The sequence below is a fragment of the Arthrobacter sp. StoSoilA2 genome, assembly GCF_019977195.1.
GTDB lineage: Bacteria > Actinomycetota > Actinomycetes > Actinomycetales > Micrococcaceae > Arthrobacter.
This window is the reverse complement of sequence record NZ_AP024643.1, coordinates 4,305,888-4,321,770: the sequence shown is the minus strand read 5'-3', so window position 1 is coordinate 4,321,770 and position 15,883 is coordinate 4,305,888. Positions and strand designations below refer to the sequence as shown.

General features: G+C 63.1%; 14 protein-coding genes and 1 riboswitch. Of the genes, 6 read left to right on the top strand and 8 right to left on the bottom strand.

The genetic code is table 11. From position 1 onward, the window contains the following. Positions 1-70: 70 nt before the first annotated feature. Positions 71-2,203, bottom strand: a complete 2,133-nt coding sequence (locus LDN82_RS19705) for a penicillin acylase family protein (RefSeq protein WP_224165535.1) — start codon at positions 2,201-2,203, stop codon at positions 71-73. Positions 2,204-2,406: 203 nt separating this feature from the next. On the opposite strand from LDN82_RS19705, the gene LDN82_RS19700 reads away from it, so the two are divergent. Continuing rightward, the gene (locus LDN82_RS19700; RefSeq protein WP_224165534.1) at positions 2,407-3,930 is read left to right on the top strand and encodes a UDP-N-acetylglucosamine 1-carboxyvinyltransferase; all 1,524 of its coding nucleotides are present in this window, start codon (positions 2,407-2,409) and stop codon (positions 3,928-3,930) included. 108 nt (positions 3,931-4,038) lie between these two features. Further along, positions 4,039-5,253: a glutamate--cysteine ligase gene (locus LDN82_RS19695; protein WP_224167582.1), complete on the top strand. Its 1,215-nt coding sequence runs from the start codon at positions 4,039-4,041 to the stop codon at positions 5,251-5,253. Here LDN82_RS19695 and LDN82_RS19690 read toward each other — a convergent pair. From LDN82_RS19690 to LDN82_RS19675, 4 genes are read right to left on the bottom strand one after another with little or no spacing between them, the layout of a single operon-like run. Then, a complete protein-coding gene (locus LDN82_RS19690) occupies positions 5,250-5,846 on the bottom strand; it encodes a hypothetical protein (RefSeq protein WP_224165533.1) in 597 nt (198 codons plus the stop codon). The genes LDN82_RS19695 and LDN82_RS19690 overlap by 4 nt on opposite strands. A gap of 10 nt (positions 5,847-5,856) precedes the next feature. Next, the gene (locus tag LDN82_RS19685; RefSeq protein ID WP_224165532.1) at positions 5,857-7,065 is read right to left on the bottom strand and encodes an O-succinylhomoserine sulfhydrylase; all 1,209 of its coding nucleotides are present in this window, start codon (positions 7,063-7,065) and stop codon (positions 5,857-5,859) included. Continuing rightward, on the bottom strand, positions 7,066-7,476 hold the full coding sequence (locus tag LDN82_RS19680) for a rhodanese-like domain-containing protein (protein WP_216926789.1): 411 nt from the start codon (positions 7,474-7,476) through the stop codon (positions 7,066-7,068). Beyond that, complete coding sequence (locus LDN82_RS19675; protein WP_216926788.1) at positions 7,473-7,739, bottom strand: DUF1737 domain-containing protein; 267 nt, start codon at positions 7,737-7,739, stop codon at positions 7,473-7,475. The genes LDN82_RS19680 and LDN82_RS19675 overlap by 4 nt, the downstream gene beginning before the upstream one ends. Before the next feature lie 14 nt (positions 7,740-7,753). Then, a riboswitch (SAM riboswitch) is annotated at positions 7,754-7,865 on the bottom strand. 166 nt (positions 7,866-8,031) lie between these two features. Here LDN82_RS19675 and LDN82_RS19670 point away from each other — a divergent pair. From LDN82_RS19670 to LDN82_RS19660, 3 genes are read left to right on the top strand one after another with little or no spacing between them, the layout of a single operon-like run. Then, positions 8,032-9,360, top strand: a complete 1,329-nt coding sequence (locus LDN82_RS19670; RefSeq protein WP_309928582.1) for an NtaA/DmoA family FMN-dependent monooxygenase — start codon at positions 8,032-8,034, stop codon at positions 9,358-9,360. Between the two features lie 2 nt (positions 9,361-9,362). Next, positions 9,363-10,976, top strand: a complete 1,614-nt coding sequence (locus tag LDN82_RS19665) for an aromatic amino acid ammonia-lyase (RefSeq protein ID WP_224165530.1) — start codon at positions 9,363-9,365, stop codon at positions 10,974-10,976. Then, positions 10,973-12,025 carry a cysteine synthase family protein gene (locus LDN82_RS19660; protein WP_224165529.1) on the top strand — a complete coding sequence of 351 codons (1,053 nt, stop codon included), beginning with the start codon at positions 10,973-10,975 and terminating at the stop codon, positions 12,023-12,025. The genes LDN82_RS19665 and LDN82_RS19660 overlap by 4 nt, the downstream gene beginning before the upstream one ends. 197 nt (positions 12,026-12,222) lie before the next feature. Here LDN82_RS19660 and LDN82_RS19655 read toward each other — a convergent pair whose 3' ends face one another. The 3 genes from LDN82_RS19655 to LDN82_RS19645 are packed head-to-tail and all read right to left on the bottom strand — an operon-like array spanning position 12,223 to position 14,871. Then, entirely contained in the window at positions 12,223-12,810 is a 588-nt protein-coding gene (locus LDN82_RS19655) for a cupin domain-containing protein (protein ID WP_224165528.1), read from the bottom strand. Next, positions 12,803-13,207: a PAS domain-containing protein gene (locus LDN82_RS19650; RefSeq protein ID WP_224165527.1), complete on the bottom strand. Its 405-nt coding sequence runs from the start codon at positions 13,205-13,207 to the stop codon at positions 12,803-12,805. The genes LDN82_RS19655 and LDN82_RS19650 overlap by 8 nt, the downstream gene beginning before the upstream one ends. Continuing rightward, complete coding sequence (locus LDN82_RS19645; RefSeq protein ID WP_224165526.1) at positions 13,204-14,871, bottom strand: GMC oxidoreductase; 1,668 nt, start codon at positions 14,869-14,871, stop codon at positions 13,204-13,206. The genes LDN82_RS19650 and LDN82_RS19645 overlap by 4 nt, the downstream gene beginning before the upstream one ends. 431 nt (positions 14,872-15,302) lie before the next feature. On the opposite strand from LDN82_RS19645, the gene LDN82_RS19640 reads away from it, so the two are divergent. Then, positions 15,303-15,791, top strand: a complete 489-nt coding sequence (locus tag LDN82_RS19640; protein ID WP_224165525.1) for a carboxymuconolactone decarboxylase family protein — start codon at positions 15,303-15,305, stop codon at positions 15,789-15,791. The last annotated feature ends 92 nt before the right edge of the window (positions 15,792-15,883 follow it).

Genomic DNA, 15,883 nt, shown 5'->3' with positions numbered 1-15,883 from the left:
TGGGCTGGGCTGGGGTGGGCTGGGCTGGGGAGGGCTTGCTGGGCTTGGTTCGTGCGTATTAGGGGGCGTCTTAGGGGTGGTCGTGACTGAGCTCGCTCCAGTCCGTGACCACAGGGATCATCTTTCCTGAGGCCCAGAGCGGCATCTGGTCTGTAAAATGTGGGTGCTCCGGCCGTCCGGCAGCGCCGAATGGCACAATCCAACGGCTGTTGCTGCGATCGGACAGGTCCCAGACATAGCGGGCCACGGGTCCGCGGAAACTGCGGTCGTCCACACCAGGGAGGCTTTCGGTGCAGAGTACGCATCCGGTATCTCCGCTTAGCTCTGCGGTTGGTGCGGAAGCGGCGAGGTCGCCTGGGAGAACGTGGACCGCCAGGAGCTTATGCCGATCGCCCCATACGGCACCGTCCAGCAAGGAGTCTTCCAAGGCTGCATCCTCGAGTGCGGCCGCGGCCTCCACAGCCATATCGATACCAAGCTGCGAGGCTCTAACCAACAGCGTTTCAAGGGCGAAACCGATGCGTGAAGCCACCGACAGCCAGGGTCCGAACAGAGGGGAGTACCCGGTAGGTTCAGCCAGAGCCGCCAGCGCGGGATGACGGGCTATGCGCTGAACCAAGGCGCCCCGCCATGACGCGAAAACGGCCGCAGTGTGGCTGCCGGCCGCCATTGTCCCGTCCCACTCGAGCAGCAGCGTTCGCAGTGCCTTGGCCTCCCTGGACATATCTGCCGGGTCGAGGTTGCCCAGCACCTCCCGGAACATGGGCCATGGACCGAGCAAGGAATCCATATGGATGGATTGCATGTGGTCCACGGTCAGTTCACCATGCACTTCCTCCAGAAGCTCCCGGATCCGCAGAGCCCTATGGGCGGGGGCGAACTCCATCGCTACGGCCTCGCCGCCGCCTGCAGCACGATCATTGGCGCTGACTGCAAGCCGTTGGACCTCTGTGCGCGGCAGGACAATGTAATCGCCGTCCCAGGCATGCCGTGCCGACAACGCCGGAGCAGGCAACCGACGGTTGGCCGGATTTCGTTGGGGAACCAATCCAGCCACGAAATGCCGTACCGCTCCGGCAGCATCAGCAGTCACGACGCTGTTGACCGGTTCCACCCACGAATCGAAGGCTGCTTCGACGTCGCCCACACTCCCGCTTCTCAGCAGCGGCAGGAGGGCTTCGAAACCGAGCCGCCCCTCAACCTGCGCCGGGAAACGCAAACTCAACGCGGCGCCGTCGGGCGTTTCCGAGATCACTGGACCGCGGGCGGTCTCGATGATCTCCACTGTCTCTGTGCCTACAGAGTCGCCATGACGGATGTGGATGGTTTCGCTACTTACGACGGCGGGTTCCCAGCCTCGCGGGCCGTGCGCCTCGACGCGCTCGCCACCCGCCTCCGGGGCGGGGACGCGGCGCAACTGCTCTTCGAAGAGGTCCTGGTAGTCGGCCATGGCGTTGGTGACGGCCCAGGCGGTCTTTCCGGTGTGGCCAAAATGCGGCAGCCCGGGGACGCCGGGAAACGCGAAGCCGACTGCGTCGAACTCCGGGCACGCAAGCCGAACCTGCTGGTACACACCGGGGAGTTCCATGAGGCGGTGTGGGTCGCCGGCGATCAGGGGGAGTCCGCTCGCGGTCATTGAGCCGTGGACCGCCCACGCGTTGCTGCCGGACCAGACCGGGGCTTCGATGCTGAACAAGCTGATGGCATCGTGGCCCAGCGTCCTGGCCACGTGGGCGCGGAAAAGTTTGTTGGGGAAGGTGGAGAACAGAATGTGATGCACCAGGAACACCCCTAGCGGCGTCCAAGGGTTCCACGGTTCGGGTGCGCTGCCGGAACCGTCAAATTCGGGCCCGCCGCGCAGATTGTTGGCCAGCGCGTGGTTGACGCCTGCAACATACTGGCCAACCCATCGTTGGGTTGCGGGATCCAGCCCGTTGAAACAATGGCGGGCAGTCTCGTTCAGCCGGGACTGGCGGGCAAAACGATCCCACACCACCGCATCGGGCCCTAAAACTTCAGCCATGCGGCCCTCCGAGCGCCAGCGCTCCAGCTCAATCTGCCATGATCGATCCGTTGCTGCGTTCATGCCCTGCAGGAAGGCGAGTTCATCCGCGGACCCGGCCCACAGATGGGGGATTCCCCAGTGATCGCGGTAAACCCCGGAGCCGTTTGGCGGGGCGGGGTTTTGCGTCGGGGGCGTCATTCTCTCAGACCGCTTTCAAGCTTAGGTTAGGCTTACTTAAGTTCAAGATAGGTTGCTTCGGCCCGGTTCTCAAATCGTGGGGCTTTCCATGAAGAAGCTGATTTTGAGGCGGAGTTATCGCACTATGCGGGTACCGTGTGATGTTTGCCGCTGAATCGGCAATTTGTTCAGCAGTTCTAGCTCACTTGTGATATTTCTTGAGTATGACGCAACCTACCGCCGAGAATGTAGGCCTCCTGCTCCGCGACGCGCGAAGCGAAAAGGGCTGGACGCAGGGGCAGTTGGCTTCCGAGCTGGGAACCAGCCAGAGCGCTATCGCCCGGATGGAGCAGGGCAAACAGAATCTCAGCCTCAGAATGATCGAGCGGCTGGAGGCCATCTTCGGCCGTTCCATCGTCAAAGTAGGCAAGCCGCAGATGACTCACCTCCGGGTGGAGGGCGGCCACACGCTGTCCGGCGAAGTGGATGTCAACAGCAGCAAGAATGCCGGCGTGGCTCTGCTTTGTGCAAGCCTGATCAACCGCGGCACCACCACGCTGCGTCGCTTGGCCCGCATTGAGGAAGTCAACCGGATCGTTGAGGTGCTGACGTCCATCGGCGTCGAATGCACCTGGCTCAACGGCAGCGACCTCCGTATCCGCAGGCCCGAAGTGCTTGACCTTGAGTCGATGGATGTGGAAGCAGCCCGGCGCACACGCAGCGTCATTATGCTGCTCGGCCCCCTCCTGGACGAGACCGCCGAGTACCTGCTTCCCTATGCCGGTGGATGCGACCTCGGCACGCGCACCGTTGAACCGCACATGCAGGCATTGCGCCAGTTCGGGCTGACGGTGGGGGCAAAGTCCGGCTTCTACTCCGTGGTGGCACCCCCTGCCGATGGGCACGACCGTTCCTTCGTCCTCTCCGAACGTGGCGACACCGTCACCGAGAACGCGATCATGGCTGCCGCGCACCGCGAGGGCACCACCGTGATCCGCAACGCGAGCCCTAATTACATGGTCCAGGATCTTTGCTTCTACCTGCAGGGCTTGGGCGTGACCATCGAGGGCGTCGGCACCACGACTTTGAAGATCACGGGCCGGTCAGCCATAGACGTGGAGATCGAATACTTCCCGTCCGAGGATCCCATCGAAGCCATGAGCCTCATCACCGCGGGCATCGTCACGAACTCCGAGGTCACCATCCGCCGGGTTCCCATCGAATTCATGGAAATCGAGCTCGCCACCCTGGAACAAATGGGCCAGAAGCTGGAAATCTCGGGTGAATACACGGCCCGCAACGGCCGGACGCGTTTGGTGGATGTCACCACCAAGCCTTCTGAACTCCACGCGCCACAGGACAAGATCCACCCCATGCCGTTCCCGGGGCTCAACATCGACAACCTGCCCTTCTTCGCAGTGATTGCAGGCAATGCCGAGGGCCAGACGATGATCCACGACTGGGTCTACGAGAACCGCGCCATCTACCTGACGGAGCTCAACAAGCTGGGCGCCCAAGTGCAGCTCCTGGACCCGCACCGGATCTACGTCAACGGACCCACCAAGTGGCGCGCCGCGGAAATTGGCTGCCCGCCGGCCCTGCGTCCGGCAGCGTGCCTGCTCCTGGCCATGTTGGCTGCCCGTGGAACGTCCGAGCTTCGCAACATTTACGTGATTGAACGCGGCTACGAGGACCTGGCCGAGCGACTGAACACCATTGGCGCCAAGGTGGAGTACTTCCAGGACTAGGAACTCCTGCAACGCGGGGTCACTTAGAGCCCATGTAAGGCCCTGACATGGGCCGTAAGTGACCCCGCGTTGCTGTAACCCGGATGCCGCATGATGCACACTGGTGCCATGCGGACTTTCGGGGTGGAGGAAGAGCTACTCATCGTCGATCCTGTGACGGGCGAGCCCCTGGCCCTCGCGGATGCTCTGCTCGCAGGGCCGGAAGCGGCGCTTGAAACCGGGATGGGGCTCAGCCACGAACTGAAGCTGGAGCAGATCGAAACCCAGACCCGGCCGTGCCATACCTTCACCGAGCTCCTCCAGCAGATCCGGCGTGGACGTGCCATGGCCGATGACGCTGCCAGGAAGCACAACGCCCGGGTGGCCGCGATTGCCACCTCGCCCCTGGCCAAAAACACCCATACCACCCCGGATCCCCGCTTCGCCGTGATGCTTGAGCGCTTCGGGTTGACGGCCCACGAGCAACTGACCTGCGGTTTCCATGTGCACACCGCAGTGGAGTCACCTGAAGAGGGCGTGGTGGTCCTCGACCACATCCGCGACAAACTTGCTGTCTTGACGGCCATCAGCGCCAATTCCCCCTACTGGCGTGGGTTGCCCACGGGTTTCGAGAGCTATCGGATCCAGGCCTGGAACCGGTGGCCAACGTCCGGGCCTTCTGCCGTTTTTGGCTCGTTGACTGCCTACCGGCGCATGGTCCAACGCCTCCTGGACACCGGGGTTCTCCTTGATGAGGGCATGATCTACTTCGACGCCCGCATCTCCCGCAACCATCCCACTGTGGAAGTCAGGGTGGCTGACGTCTGCCTCCGCTCGGAGGACGCAGCCTTGATTGCGGTGCTTGTGAGGGCATTGGTTGAGACTGCTTCCCTGGAAATGCTCGACGGCGTTGAGCCCGCCTCGGTTCCGACTGCCCTGCTCCGGATGGCGAGTTGGCAAGCGAGCAACTCCGGACTTCGGGGAGACCTCCTGGACTTTGGCGACTTCCGTCCCCAGCCGGCAGCGGACGTGGTCTGGGCTTTGGTGGATTACCTGAGCCCTGTCCTGGATGACCAAGGTGAACTGGAACTGGTGAAGGCCGGAATCGCGGACGTTCTTGAGCGCGGGAACGGGGCCCGGGAGCAACGCGAAGCAGCAGAGCGTTTCAACAACCGGCAACGTGACGCCCGGAATCCGCCAGGGAGTCCGCCGAGCAGGGAGGCCTTGGGGGCGGTGGTTGGGCATGCGGTGAAGGCGACGATTCGTGGTGCTGCCGCAGATGCGCGTAAGGACCCGGCCCACAACCTGACCGCGCCCATCCTGACGAGGGTCCGCAGGCCTTAGGCTACTGCGGAGTCAGTCCCGTCCCATGTCATCAAGTAGGCCCCCGCCAAGCCCTCGACGAGGTAGAACACGAACGGCGGGATGTCCTTCTTCGCCATAAGGATGGCGCCGTAGATGGGCGCGCTGGCTGCGGCCGTGACTCCGATCCACCGTCTGGTGGGCAAGGAAAGAAGGCTTCCACCGAGCGCAGCCAGGGCAAGAACGTGGAGCCCGGAGTAGGCAAGGAAGGGCGCATTCGATCCACGGCCGTAGGCAAAGCGTTCCAGATCCGCGGCCCGGCGGGACAAACTGGAGACAAAGAGCGGAGCACCTGCCAGTAAAGCAGCCGCGGCTGCAACAGCCCAACGCTTCGCCTGTCCGCGCGGAAGACGACGGGCAAAGGCTGCGTATCCCACCGGCACCGCGACTGTTCCAGCAGCAGCGAGGTGCTGACCGATCACCCACCCACGCTGGCCGGCCTCAAGCATACGAAGCCGTTCAGCGGCATCGGGGGTGACGTAGACACGCGATACAGGCGAGATCCCTGCAAACCACACCGCCGTACCGGCAACGATGACTGCTCCGGCACGGCGATGGGGGTGGTTCCCGCTCATGGCAGCAAGGTTAGACCTGTTTGAGGGCCTTCTCCAGATCCAAAATGAGATCGTCCACGTCTTCCAGGCCAACGGACAAACGGACCACGCCGTCGCTCAGCCCAATGGCCGCACGCCCTTCGGGCCCCATGGCCCGGTGGGTGGTGGTGGCCGGGTGCGTGATGAGGGACTTGGAGTCGCCCAGGTTGTTGGAGATGTCGATGACGCGCAGACCGTCCAGCAACGCAAACGCGGCATCCTTGGCCGAACGCCCGGAGGAGGGCAGCAACTCGAAGGTCAGCACGGTACCGCCGGCCTTCATTTGCTTGGCTGCCAGCTCGTACTGAGGGTGCGATTTCAGCAAGGGGTACTTGACCCAGTTAATGGCAGGCTGCTGCTCGAGCCATTCCGCGATTTTCAAAGCAGACGCCGAGCTGTGGTTCACCCGCAGGCCGATCGTCTCCAGGCCCTTGGTCAACACCCAGGCATTGAAGGCGGAGAGTGAAGGTCCGGTGTGCCGCATCAACTGCTTGACCGGGCCGTCGATGAATTCCTTGGTGCCCAGGATTGCGCCGCCGAGGACACGCCCCTGGCCATCGATGTGCTTGGTTCCGGAGTACACAATGACGTCCGCGCCCAGGTCACCGCAACGCTGCAGCAGGGGTGTGGCAAAGACGTTGTCGACGACGACGGTCGCTCCCGCAGCATGCGCCAGCTCGCTGACGGCGGCGATGTCCACGATTTCCTGCATGGGGTTCGAGGGCGACTCGAAGAATACGGCGGTGGTCGGTTCGGAGAGGGCAGCCCGCCACTGGTCGAGGTCGGGACCGTCGACAAACACGGTCTCTACGCCCCAGCGCGGCAGGATCTCGTTGAGGATCACGAAGCACGAGCCGAACAGGGAACGGGCGGCAACCACGCGATCACCGGCAGCCAGGAGGGCACCCAAGGCGGTGAACACCGCGGACATGCCGGACGCCGTCGCGAAGCATGCCTCGGTTCCTTCGAGCAACCGCAAGCGTTCCTGGAACGTGGCCACGGACGGGTTGCCGTAGCGGGAGTAAACGAAGCGTTCGTCCTCGCCGGTGAAGGCGCGTTCGGCGGCGGCAGCGGATTCGTAGACGAAGCCGGAGTTCAGGAAAACGGGTTCGGACGTCTCCTGGAAGTTGGTACGGTCAAGGCCGCCGCGTACTGCCTGGGTGTCAGGGCTCCAGCTGGCGGCATCGGGATTGAAAGTCACTTAGTCGTTCCCCAGGTTGGTTGGCAGGCCGCGGTTCTTCCAGCCGTTGATGGTCCGTTCGCCGTAACGGTCGGGGTCACCTTCGAAGCCCTCAAGCACGTTGTAGGCGGTGAACCCGGCCTGCGTCGCGGCGATGGCGGCCGAGATGGAGCGCTGGCCTGAGCGGCAGATGAAAACGAGCTCCACTCCCTCACCCTCGGGTGCCTGCTGCTGCAGGTCCTCGATGAAGCGGGAGTTGGGAATGCCACCGGCGAGGTTCCACTGAATAAACAGGGGATCATTCTCTGTGGCTTTGGTGTCCGGGATGCCGATGTGGGCCCACTCGGCCTCGGTGCGGACGTCTACCAGGATTGCGCCTTCTTCAAGCTTGGCCCACGCGTCCTGCGGGGTCAGGTCACCTGCGTAGCTCATGCGTGTCCCTCGAATGCTTCTTCGTCGTCGTCGTTCTCCAACTGGTCAACAGCATTCGCGACGGCGGCGTCTGCGTTGGCGATGGCAGCGGGCAGGACGACCGCCTGCGCCACGATGACATCCGTGCCATTGAACGTGGCTGCCGGGCTGCCGTGGAGCACGTAGCCGTCGGCGAGTGCCGTGGTGATCCGCTCGCAGAATTCACGGGTATCCGGACCTGTAATCAGGCGGTAGGAGAGTTTTTCTTCAGTGGGTTCAGGCATTGGCTGGTGCTCCTCAGTCACGCTTGCAGTTCGAAGTGTCGATACGCCGAGTAGTCACCTGAGGCACCCCGCCGGAGAGAGGGTTGCCGACCAGCAAGTCAGGGCTTGGCGCTGGTGCTCATTACTCAAGAAAAACGTAACATCCCGCGGCGGCGGCCCGCACTTGCAAGCGGTTACGCGGTCGTCATGTTGCGTAACCGGCCGGTGCTGGAGTAGCAGCCCAAATGTGACGCCCCGGGAGCATAATTGACGCAGTACGACCCCCTGTAACTTCGCAAGAAATCAGGTCGCGGTGAACGGACAAGGCAGCTCTACACTCAAGCCCATGCTGCATTTTGGATGGTTCGTGGGGCACGGTTTTGGTGTCCAGGGATGGGGAACTCCCGGCTACAGCCTGGGCTACGACTGGAAGAAGCCTGCCCTGTATCAAGACGCCGTCCGCGCGTTTGAGCAATCCGGCCTTGACCTCTTCATCATCGAGGACTCCCTTACTGTTCCCGATACCTATGGCGGCACTGCCGAGGTCTCGCTGGCACACGCCTCCTTTGCGCCCAAACATGATCCTTTGGCCCTGGTGCCGTACCTTCTGTCCGCCACCGAGCACCTTGGAATCGTCCCGACGGTCAGCGCATCGTTCTATCCGCCTTTCACTGCGGCCCGCCTCCTGGCCACGCTGCAGCACTTCTCCGAGGGGCAGTTGGGATGGAACGTCGTAACTTCCGGCAGCGACCTCGCAGCACAGAATTACGGTTTGGACCAGCAGATTGAACACGACCTTCGATATGAGAAGGCGGAGGAATTCGTCGACGTCGTCCGCAGGCTTTGGCGGAGCTGGGAACCGGACGCCGTCCTTGAGGACGTTGAGGCCGGCGTGTTCGCCGACCACACCAAAGTGCACCCCATTAACCACCAAGGCGACTTCTTCAAGGTCCGCGGTCCCCTCAACACCGCACCTCTGCCGGAGGAGCCCGTACTGGTGCAGGCCGGCGCTTCTCCCCGCGGCAAAGCGTTCGCGGGTGGGCATGCAGACGTGGCGATCGCCTTGGCCCGTGGCGTTGACGGCATGAAGGCCTACCGGGATTCCATCCGTGCCGAGGCTGCAAAGGCGGGCAGGAACCCCGACGACGTCAAGGTACTTTTCGTGCTGAAGCCCACCGTGGTTGGTTCATCGGCCGAGGCCGGGGAGTTGCGTGCGCAGCGCCGGGAGCTTACCCAGCGTGATATCGACAGCCAGCTCAATTCGATCTCCTACCTGTCCGTGATCGACTTCAAGCAATTCGACCTTGATGCGCCGTTGCCCGAATTGAGCACCAACAGCAACCAAGGCACGTTGGAGCACTTCGCCAAGGCGGCGCCTCCGGGGTCTACCCTGCGCCAGATCCTTCAGGCACGCAGCGGTGGCGCCGGTGATTCAATCATCGGCACGGTTGGTGAAATCGCGGATTATCTCGAGGAGACCGGCGAGGCTGTGGGTGGCGACGGCTTCCTCTTCTCCGGCTTCGTGGACCCCGTCACCGTGCACGGCGTGTTGGACAAGCTCACTCCCGAACTGCGCCGCCGTGGCCTGTTGAGGAAGAGTTACGGCGACGGTGGCTTCCGCCAGAATCTTCTGGACTTCTGAGCATGTCCTCCGAGCCCCGGACCTTCTTGATCGGCACATCGCCGGTGGACCCTGTGCGCGTAGCGGACGCTGCCTTGGATCCGGCGTTTCACGTGAAACTCAACCATGATGCGTTGTCTTTGATCGGCCGATCACGCGAAGTGCTGGAGCGCGCTGCGAACTCAGGGCAGAGAATCTACGGCCTGAACACCCTCCTCGGATCCGGACGGGATACGGCCGTGGAGGAGAAGTCGGTTCTTGCCTATCAAATCCAAGTCGTCAGATACCACAACAGCGGCGTGGGCGCGCATCTGGACCGGCCCTCCGCCCGCGCTGTGATCCTCGCCCGGCTCATCGGCTTCAGCCGCGGCGGCTCCGGCGTGCGGCCGGAGACAGCGCAGTTCTATGCGGAACTGCTCAACCGTGGGGTTCTTCCCGCCATCCCGCGCGAAGGCTCAGTCGGCTCCTCCGACCTCACCCAGCTGGCCGCCGTCGCCGCCGTCGCCATCGGTGAAGGTGAAGCCATCGACGCGAACGGCACCCTGGTACCCGGGGCGAAAGCGCTCGCCGACGCCGGTCTTCAGCCGCTGCGGCTCGCGCCCGGTGAGGCCCTGGCCATGGTCAGCGCGAACGCCTACTCCGTGGGGGCCGGCACCCTTGCCTTGGTGCGCCTGCAACAGCTGGCGGAACTCGCCGACGTCGCGCTTTCCCTCTCGCTTGAAGCCATTGCAAGGTACGACGGCGGCGGGAACCTCAGCCCGTTTTCGCCGGCTATCCAAGCGGGCAAGGCGGTGGACGGGCAGAAGGACTCGGCGGCCGCCGTCCGTTACCTTTTGCGCGGCGGGTGGTTGGAGGACGTTCGTCCCGAAGTCTCGGTGCAGGATGCTTTGTCATTCCGTTCTGCGCCCCAGACGCATGGCGCTTTTCGCTCCCTGGTTTCACAACTCGGCGCTGCGTTGAGCGTGGAGCTCAACGGGCGTGGCGACAACCCCCTGGTTGATATTGAAAGCGGGCAAATGGTGTCCGGAGGGAATTTCCAACCGATGCAGCTGGCTCTTTCCTTTGAGGGCCTGCGGCTTGCGTTGGCGCACGTGGGGATTTCCAGCGAGCGGCGCATCGCCAAACTGTATCCGCCACAGCGGGTGATCCGGGCCAGACATCTGGAGGCTGCCGCCGGGCACCTGGAGGGTTCGTCGTCGAATGCGATCTCCGGGTCCGGACCGGCCGCGGGCCTTGTGCAGGAGGAGTTGCCCGGGCTGCTCTGGTACTCCGCAGCAGGACTGCTGTCCGAACTGAAGTTCCTGGCAGCGCCGGCGACGCTCGGGGCACCCACCCTCTCGGCCGACGTCGAGGACCACTCCACCTTGGCGCCGCTGGCGTTGCAGCAACTTGAAAGGTCCTTGGAGGCCTTGGAGAAATTGCTTGCTATTGAGGCTCTGACGGCGTCGTATCTGTTGTTCGAAGCGGGGGCCGCCCAACCGCTTGGGAAGGGGACCGGCGCCGTCGCGGGCCGGCTGGCTGATGTCCTGGCGCATCGGCCGTCCGCTCCGGACCTGGTGGAGCGCGCCCGACGTGAATTGCGTGAGGTGGTGGCGTTGGAATTGCCGCCGATGGCTCAAAGGGAGGGGACCACGTGAGTACCGCAATCAGGAAACAGGGCGCACATGCGGCGGCAGGGCTGCCGGATGGCCTGGATGCCTCCGTCCTGGATAAAGTGGGCAACACTCCGCTGGTGAAATTGGAAGCCCTGGGCCGTGGATTGGGCAGCACCATCCACATCAAGCTTGAGTCCGAGAACCCGGGCGGATCCATCAAGGACCGTACAGCGCTGAGCATGGTCCGGGCGGCGGAGCGCTCAGGAGAGTTACAGCCGGGCGCAACCATTGTGGAGAGCACGTCCGGTAATACCGGGATCGGGCTGGCGCTCATCGGGCGGCTGACGGGGCACCCCGTGGTGGTGGTTACGGGCGACACCATCTCCCAGGAGAAGCTCGCCGCACTCCACAGCTATGGTGCGCGCGTGGTGCTGACGGACTGGGGCGCGCCCTCCGAATCGCCGGAGAACGCCCGCGCTGTGGCAGCGCGGATCACGGCCGAAACGCCAGGTGCGTGGCGGCCCATGCAATTCGACAACCCTGCCAATCCTGCCGCGCACTACCAAACTACCGGGCCCGAGATTTGGGAGCAGACCCACGGCCTGGTGACGCATTTCGTGGCCGGCATCGGAACCGGCGGGACCATTAGCGGCAACGGCCGGTTCCTGAAAGAGAAGGTTGCAGCATCGCGGCCGGGCGGGCATCTTGAAGTGATAGGCGCCGACCCCTACGGCTCCGCCTACAGTGGTGGCCATCCTGGGGAGATCCTGGTGGACGGCGTGGGTAACTCCTGGCCACAGGCTGAATGGCCCAAGGCCTTTGACCGCTCCATTGTTGACCGTTTCCTGCGCATCCCCAACGACGAGGTCTACTCCACGGTGCATCGGCTCCTTGACGAAGAAGGGCTGGCGCTGGGTCCATCGTCCGGACTCGCGGTGGCTGCTGCCCTGCGCGTGGCCCGGGCCGCACCCCACGGTTCGGTGGTGGTTGCCATAGCGCCCGACGCCGGAACGAACTACCTGAGCAAGGCCTTCAACCCGGTGTGGCTGGCAGAGAACGGCATCCACCTGGCCCGCGACGCCACCGAATAGCTTGCTCTCTCACTTCCAGCGGCTTTTGGGCGGATCTTCTCTCACTTCCACCGGCTTTTGGGCGGATGTTCTCTCACTTCCAGCGGTCTTTGGGCGGATGCTCTCTCACTTCCAGCGGCCTTTGGGCGGATGTTCTCTCACTTCACGCCCCGCTGGAGGGTGCGCCCTCCCCATACGGGCGCACCCTTCAGTGGCGGTTAGCCGGCCGCGAGCCTCCTGATCAACTCCGACTGACCAGGGAACTGCGCCACGAGTGCCTCCACATCTTCGCTCGTGGGCTTCGCGGAATCGCTCGGTTCATAGCCGGGGGACAGGCTGCAGCTCGCCAGGACAAACCCGTCCCCAGCCAGCTCAGCCCCGAACCATGTGGAATGCGGCGCCGCGCCATGCAGAATCTCACCAGACTCCGGATCCGGACCGAAGACCGTTGATGAGTACCCCTCTGTCTGCGAAAAAACGTGCAGCCGAATGGGGGTGCCCAGATGGAAGAACCACAGCTCGTCCTGCTTCAAAGTGTGCAGCTGGAGGACTTCGCCCGCCTGCAACAGGTACCAGTTGGAGCTGTACAGCGGATGGTCACTGCCAAAGCGAGGTGGCAATGCCCGCCCGGCGATTAGCTCGTCGCTCACCATTGCCGGCGCGAACCAGCCGCCAACGCCCGACGGCGTCATGTCCAACCGCTTGATCCACTCCTTCGCGTCGGGGCTGGCTGCGTTCGGGCTGGCCGCGTCCGGGCTGGCGAAGTGGATGCCTGGGCTCCCGCCTGCCAGATCCACATCAGTCATTGGGGGGATCCGCAAGTGAGAAGCAGACAGTGATCCCGATGATGGCCCCGGTGTCCAGCGACCGGAGGAGCCCCTTCTGGGTCACGATTTCCACGTTCACCGTCCCGCCATCCTTCAACGGAACCTCGATGACTTCGTGGAAATTGAGCAGGGGTTTTCCGCTGGCCATCACCTCCTTGTCATGGGCAACATGGGCTGCCCGCGAGTCCTGATGCCCAATCAACTGGTCCTTGGTCATCCCCACGAGGTCCGCGAAGTTCTGGTTCACCCACAGGAAAACGGAGTTGGCGTCCTTGACCACCCAAAAGACGCCATCCTGCCTGTCCAGGACGTCGGCAACTGTCATCGGCGGCACGTTAGGCAGGACTGCCGGGTCCAGGGCCGGAACCGCGGTCACAGCGCAACTCCCGTGCCGCCGTCGGCCTCCAACCGTTCGGCGAGGTCCTGCGTCAACGCAACCATGGTCATGGTTGGGTTCCAGGACCCGCCGGTCGGCCACAGCGAACCGCCCGCGACATAGACATTTTCGACGCCGTTGAGGCGGTAGTCGGTGCCGACGGTGGAGTCCTCGTCCTCGCCGATGGGAAGGCTGGAGCTCTCGTGCACGAGTCCCGGGACGCGGCGCTCGGGAATGCCGGGCCGGTCCGATCCCCAGGTTCCGGTGTCCGGATCGCCGTGCCAATACTCAACATGATCCGCGCCGTCGGGTGACAGCACGCGTTCCAACATCTGGAAAGTGCCCTCGTCCATGGTGTCCCATGTGGCATCGTCCGTGGAGTTGGCCAGGACCTGAAGAGTCACGTTGTTGGTGGGGTCCGCTCCACCGGAATAGCGCAGGTGGTTTTCCGGGTTATCGATGTCCAGCTCGCCCAGTACCGCGCACACGAACACCAGGTAGTCCTCCGAGGACTGCAATTGGGCCAGCGAGGCGGTGGCAACGACGTCAGGTGCGTAACGCTCGGACTTCTGGGCGTTCTTATCCGGGCTCCGATCCGAGAGCACCGAGAGCTGCACGTGGTACTGCATGCCCGCGGGACTCATGCCTGCCATGTAGATGGCGGCCAGTTCCAACTCGCCCAGGGCCTCGCTGAACTCGAAGTCCTTGCGGGGGACCCTGGCAACGACGGACGTAATGAAGTGGGCGCTGAACTGCTCACCGACTCCAGGCACTTCGGGGAACGAATTGAGGACCAGGGTGGCAGGTGGCAACGTGCCCATGGCAAGCACCAGGTTTGCGTCTCCGATGTTCACCACACCGCGGCTGGTATCGAGCGCTGTGGCCCGGCCGTCCTGCTGGATGATGCTGTTGACAGTGCAGTCCGTAACGATGCGGAGCGGGGATCCCTTGCCTGCTGCTGCCAGCCGTTGCTGCCTGTCCGATAGTTCAAGCAGCACCGATGGCGTTGAGAATTTGGCGAAGTCAATGCCTGAGGTCGCGCCCGAAGCTGCTGCCAATGGTGCTGGCATGGAGCGGGTGGCCGAGTCAATCTTGTGCAAGCCGGCCGCCAGCCGGTCCTGTAGTGCCTTCTGCATGATCCCGTAGACGGGCCGGGTGTTGTTGATGAGATCCACGACGTCGGCAGACGCCCCGGCGTCGATTTGGTCGGCGCTGACCACATTCAGCAGATCCTCTGCAGTGGTGAAGTGCGCTTTTGCGGCATCCATGACTGCGCGTGGCCACCCGCGCATCTCGTCCTCTTCAGGTCGCGGACACCAAGCGCTCCACATAATGGAGCGGCCACCATAGAACGGAACCATTCCGTGCTGCCAGGAGATCTTGCCGGCGGGTTGGTTGGCCGTGGCGGCAGCCAGCCTCCATGGGAATGTTTCAGAAAGTCCGCCCAGGGTCTCGCGATAGGGCAACGGAAGGTTCTGGAAATGCTGGGGCAGGAAGAACGGACCCCGCTCAATAACCAGGATCCTGGCCTGGGGGTTAACGGTCAGGGTCCTCTCCGCGAACGCGTACCCGCAGAACCCGCTGCCGATGACAATATGATCGAATTGTTCCGTTTCGCGGACGTCTTTCCATTCTTCCTGGTTGAGGAAAAATACGTGGTCCATGACCTTCTGCGGGGAAGGATCCTGGGGGCCGGGCGTAGGAAACCCGTGGTTGAAATTTTGGGACGAAGAAACTGCACTCACAATGATGCCCTCCATCAACATTCTGTTCCCACGGCGTAGTGAAAACAGTGTGTCCTGCCGGACAGAGAGGGAGTTCTCCCGCCCCAGCAGGGATCACTGCGCCTCAGTGAACCACTGTTGGAATGAGGGCGCAATAGAAAGTGGAAGCGTATTTATTTGCGTCCTTGGGTGGGTGCTCCATTTGCATCGATTAGTAGTCAAGTCTCATTTCCAGCTTGTGATGAACTGGTCATAAAATGTCGATAATGCGGCTTCCACCGCCCATCTCTATTTGATTTCGAGCCGGTGCTACTCCGGGGGTGGATGCCTCTCACTCCGGCACTCCATACCAGTTGCGCTAGGCTCCAAGCATGCCTGAACAGGAAACAAAAGCACGTCTCGCCGGCTATCTGGATAAGCAACAGCCCGAGCTGTACGCAACGCTGAGCCACTATGCCCAACAGGTGGTTGGAGAAGCCGACCGTACAGGTGTCCCACGCCGGACCATCGAACTTCTGAACTACCTTGCGTCGCAGATCAACGGCTGCGCATTCTGCCTGGACCTGCACCATCGCCGGGCCTTGGGGTACGGCGAAACGGAACAGCGTTTGTCCTTGGTGGCGGTCTACAAGGAAGTGGCGTTGTTTGAACCGGCTGAGCGGGTGGCCATGGAAATCACTGAGCAGATCACCCGGATGAGCACGTCACGGCCGAGCCCCGAACTCTTCGAGCGCGCCCGGGAGCACTACAACGACGAGCAAATCAGTGTTCTCTGCATGGCCGCGATTGGGATCAACGCCTTCAACCGCCTGTCCATCCTGAGCGAGCACCCCGTCAGGACGGCAAAGCCGAAGTCCTGAACTTGGGAGGCCGTTTGGCGTCCTGACCTACTTTCAAACAACATCAGCCCCTGCGCAGCCGGAATGGGTTGCACAGGGGCTGATCTGCCGCC

Coding starts and splice junctions, on each gene's coding strand:
- LDN82_RS19705 (WP_224165535.1), bottom strand. CDS start 2,203: ATGACGCCCCCGACGCAAAACCCCGCCCCGCCAAACGGCTCCGGGGTT.
- LDN82_RS19690 (WP_224165533.1), bottom strand. CDS start 5,846: ATGAGCGGGAACCACCCCCATCGCCGTGCCGGAGCAGTCATCGTTGCC.
- LDN82_RS19655 (WP_224165528.1), bottom strand. CDS start 12,810: ATGACTGATGTGGATCTGGCAGGCGGGAGCCCAGGCATCCACTTCGCC.
- LDN82_RS19645 (WP_224165526.1), bottom strand. CDS start 14,871: ATGGACCACGTATTTTTCCTCAACCAGGAAGAATGGAAAGACGTCCGC.
- LDN82_RS19680 (WP_216926789.1), bottom strand. CDS start 7,476: ATGAGCTACGCAGGTGACCTGACCCCGCAGGACGCGTGGGCCAAGCTT.
- LDN82_RS19695 (WP_224167582.1), top strand. CDS start 4,039: ATGCGGACTTTCGGGGTGGAGGAAGAGCTACTCATCGTCGATCCTGTG.
- LDN82_RS19640 (WP_224165525.1), top strand. CDS start 15,303: ATGCCTGAACAGGAAACAAAAGCACGTCTCGCCGGCTATCTGGATAAG.
- LDN82_RS19665 (WP_224165530.1), top strand. CDS start 9,363: ATGTCCTCCGAGCCCCGGACCTTCTTGATCGGCACATCGCCGGTGGAC.
- LDN82_RS19675 (WP_216926788.1), bottom strand. CDS start 7,739: ATGCCTGAACCCACTGAAGAAAAACTCTCCTACCGCCTGATTACAGGT.
- LDN82_RS19700 (WP_224165534.1), top strand. CDS start 2,407: ATGACGCAACCTACCGCCGAGAATGTAGGCCTCCTGCTCCGCGACGCG.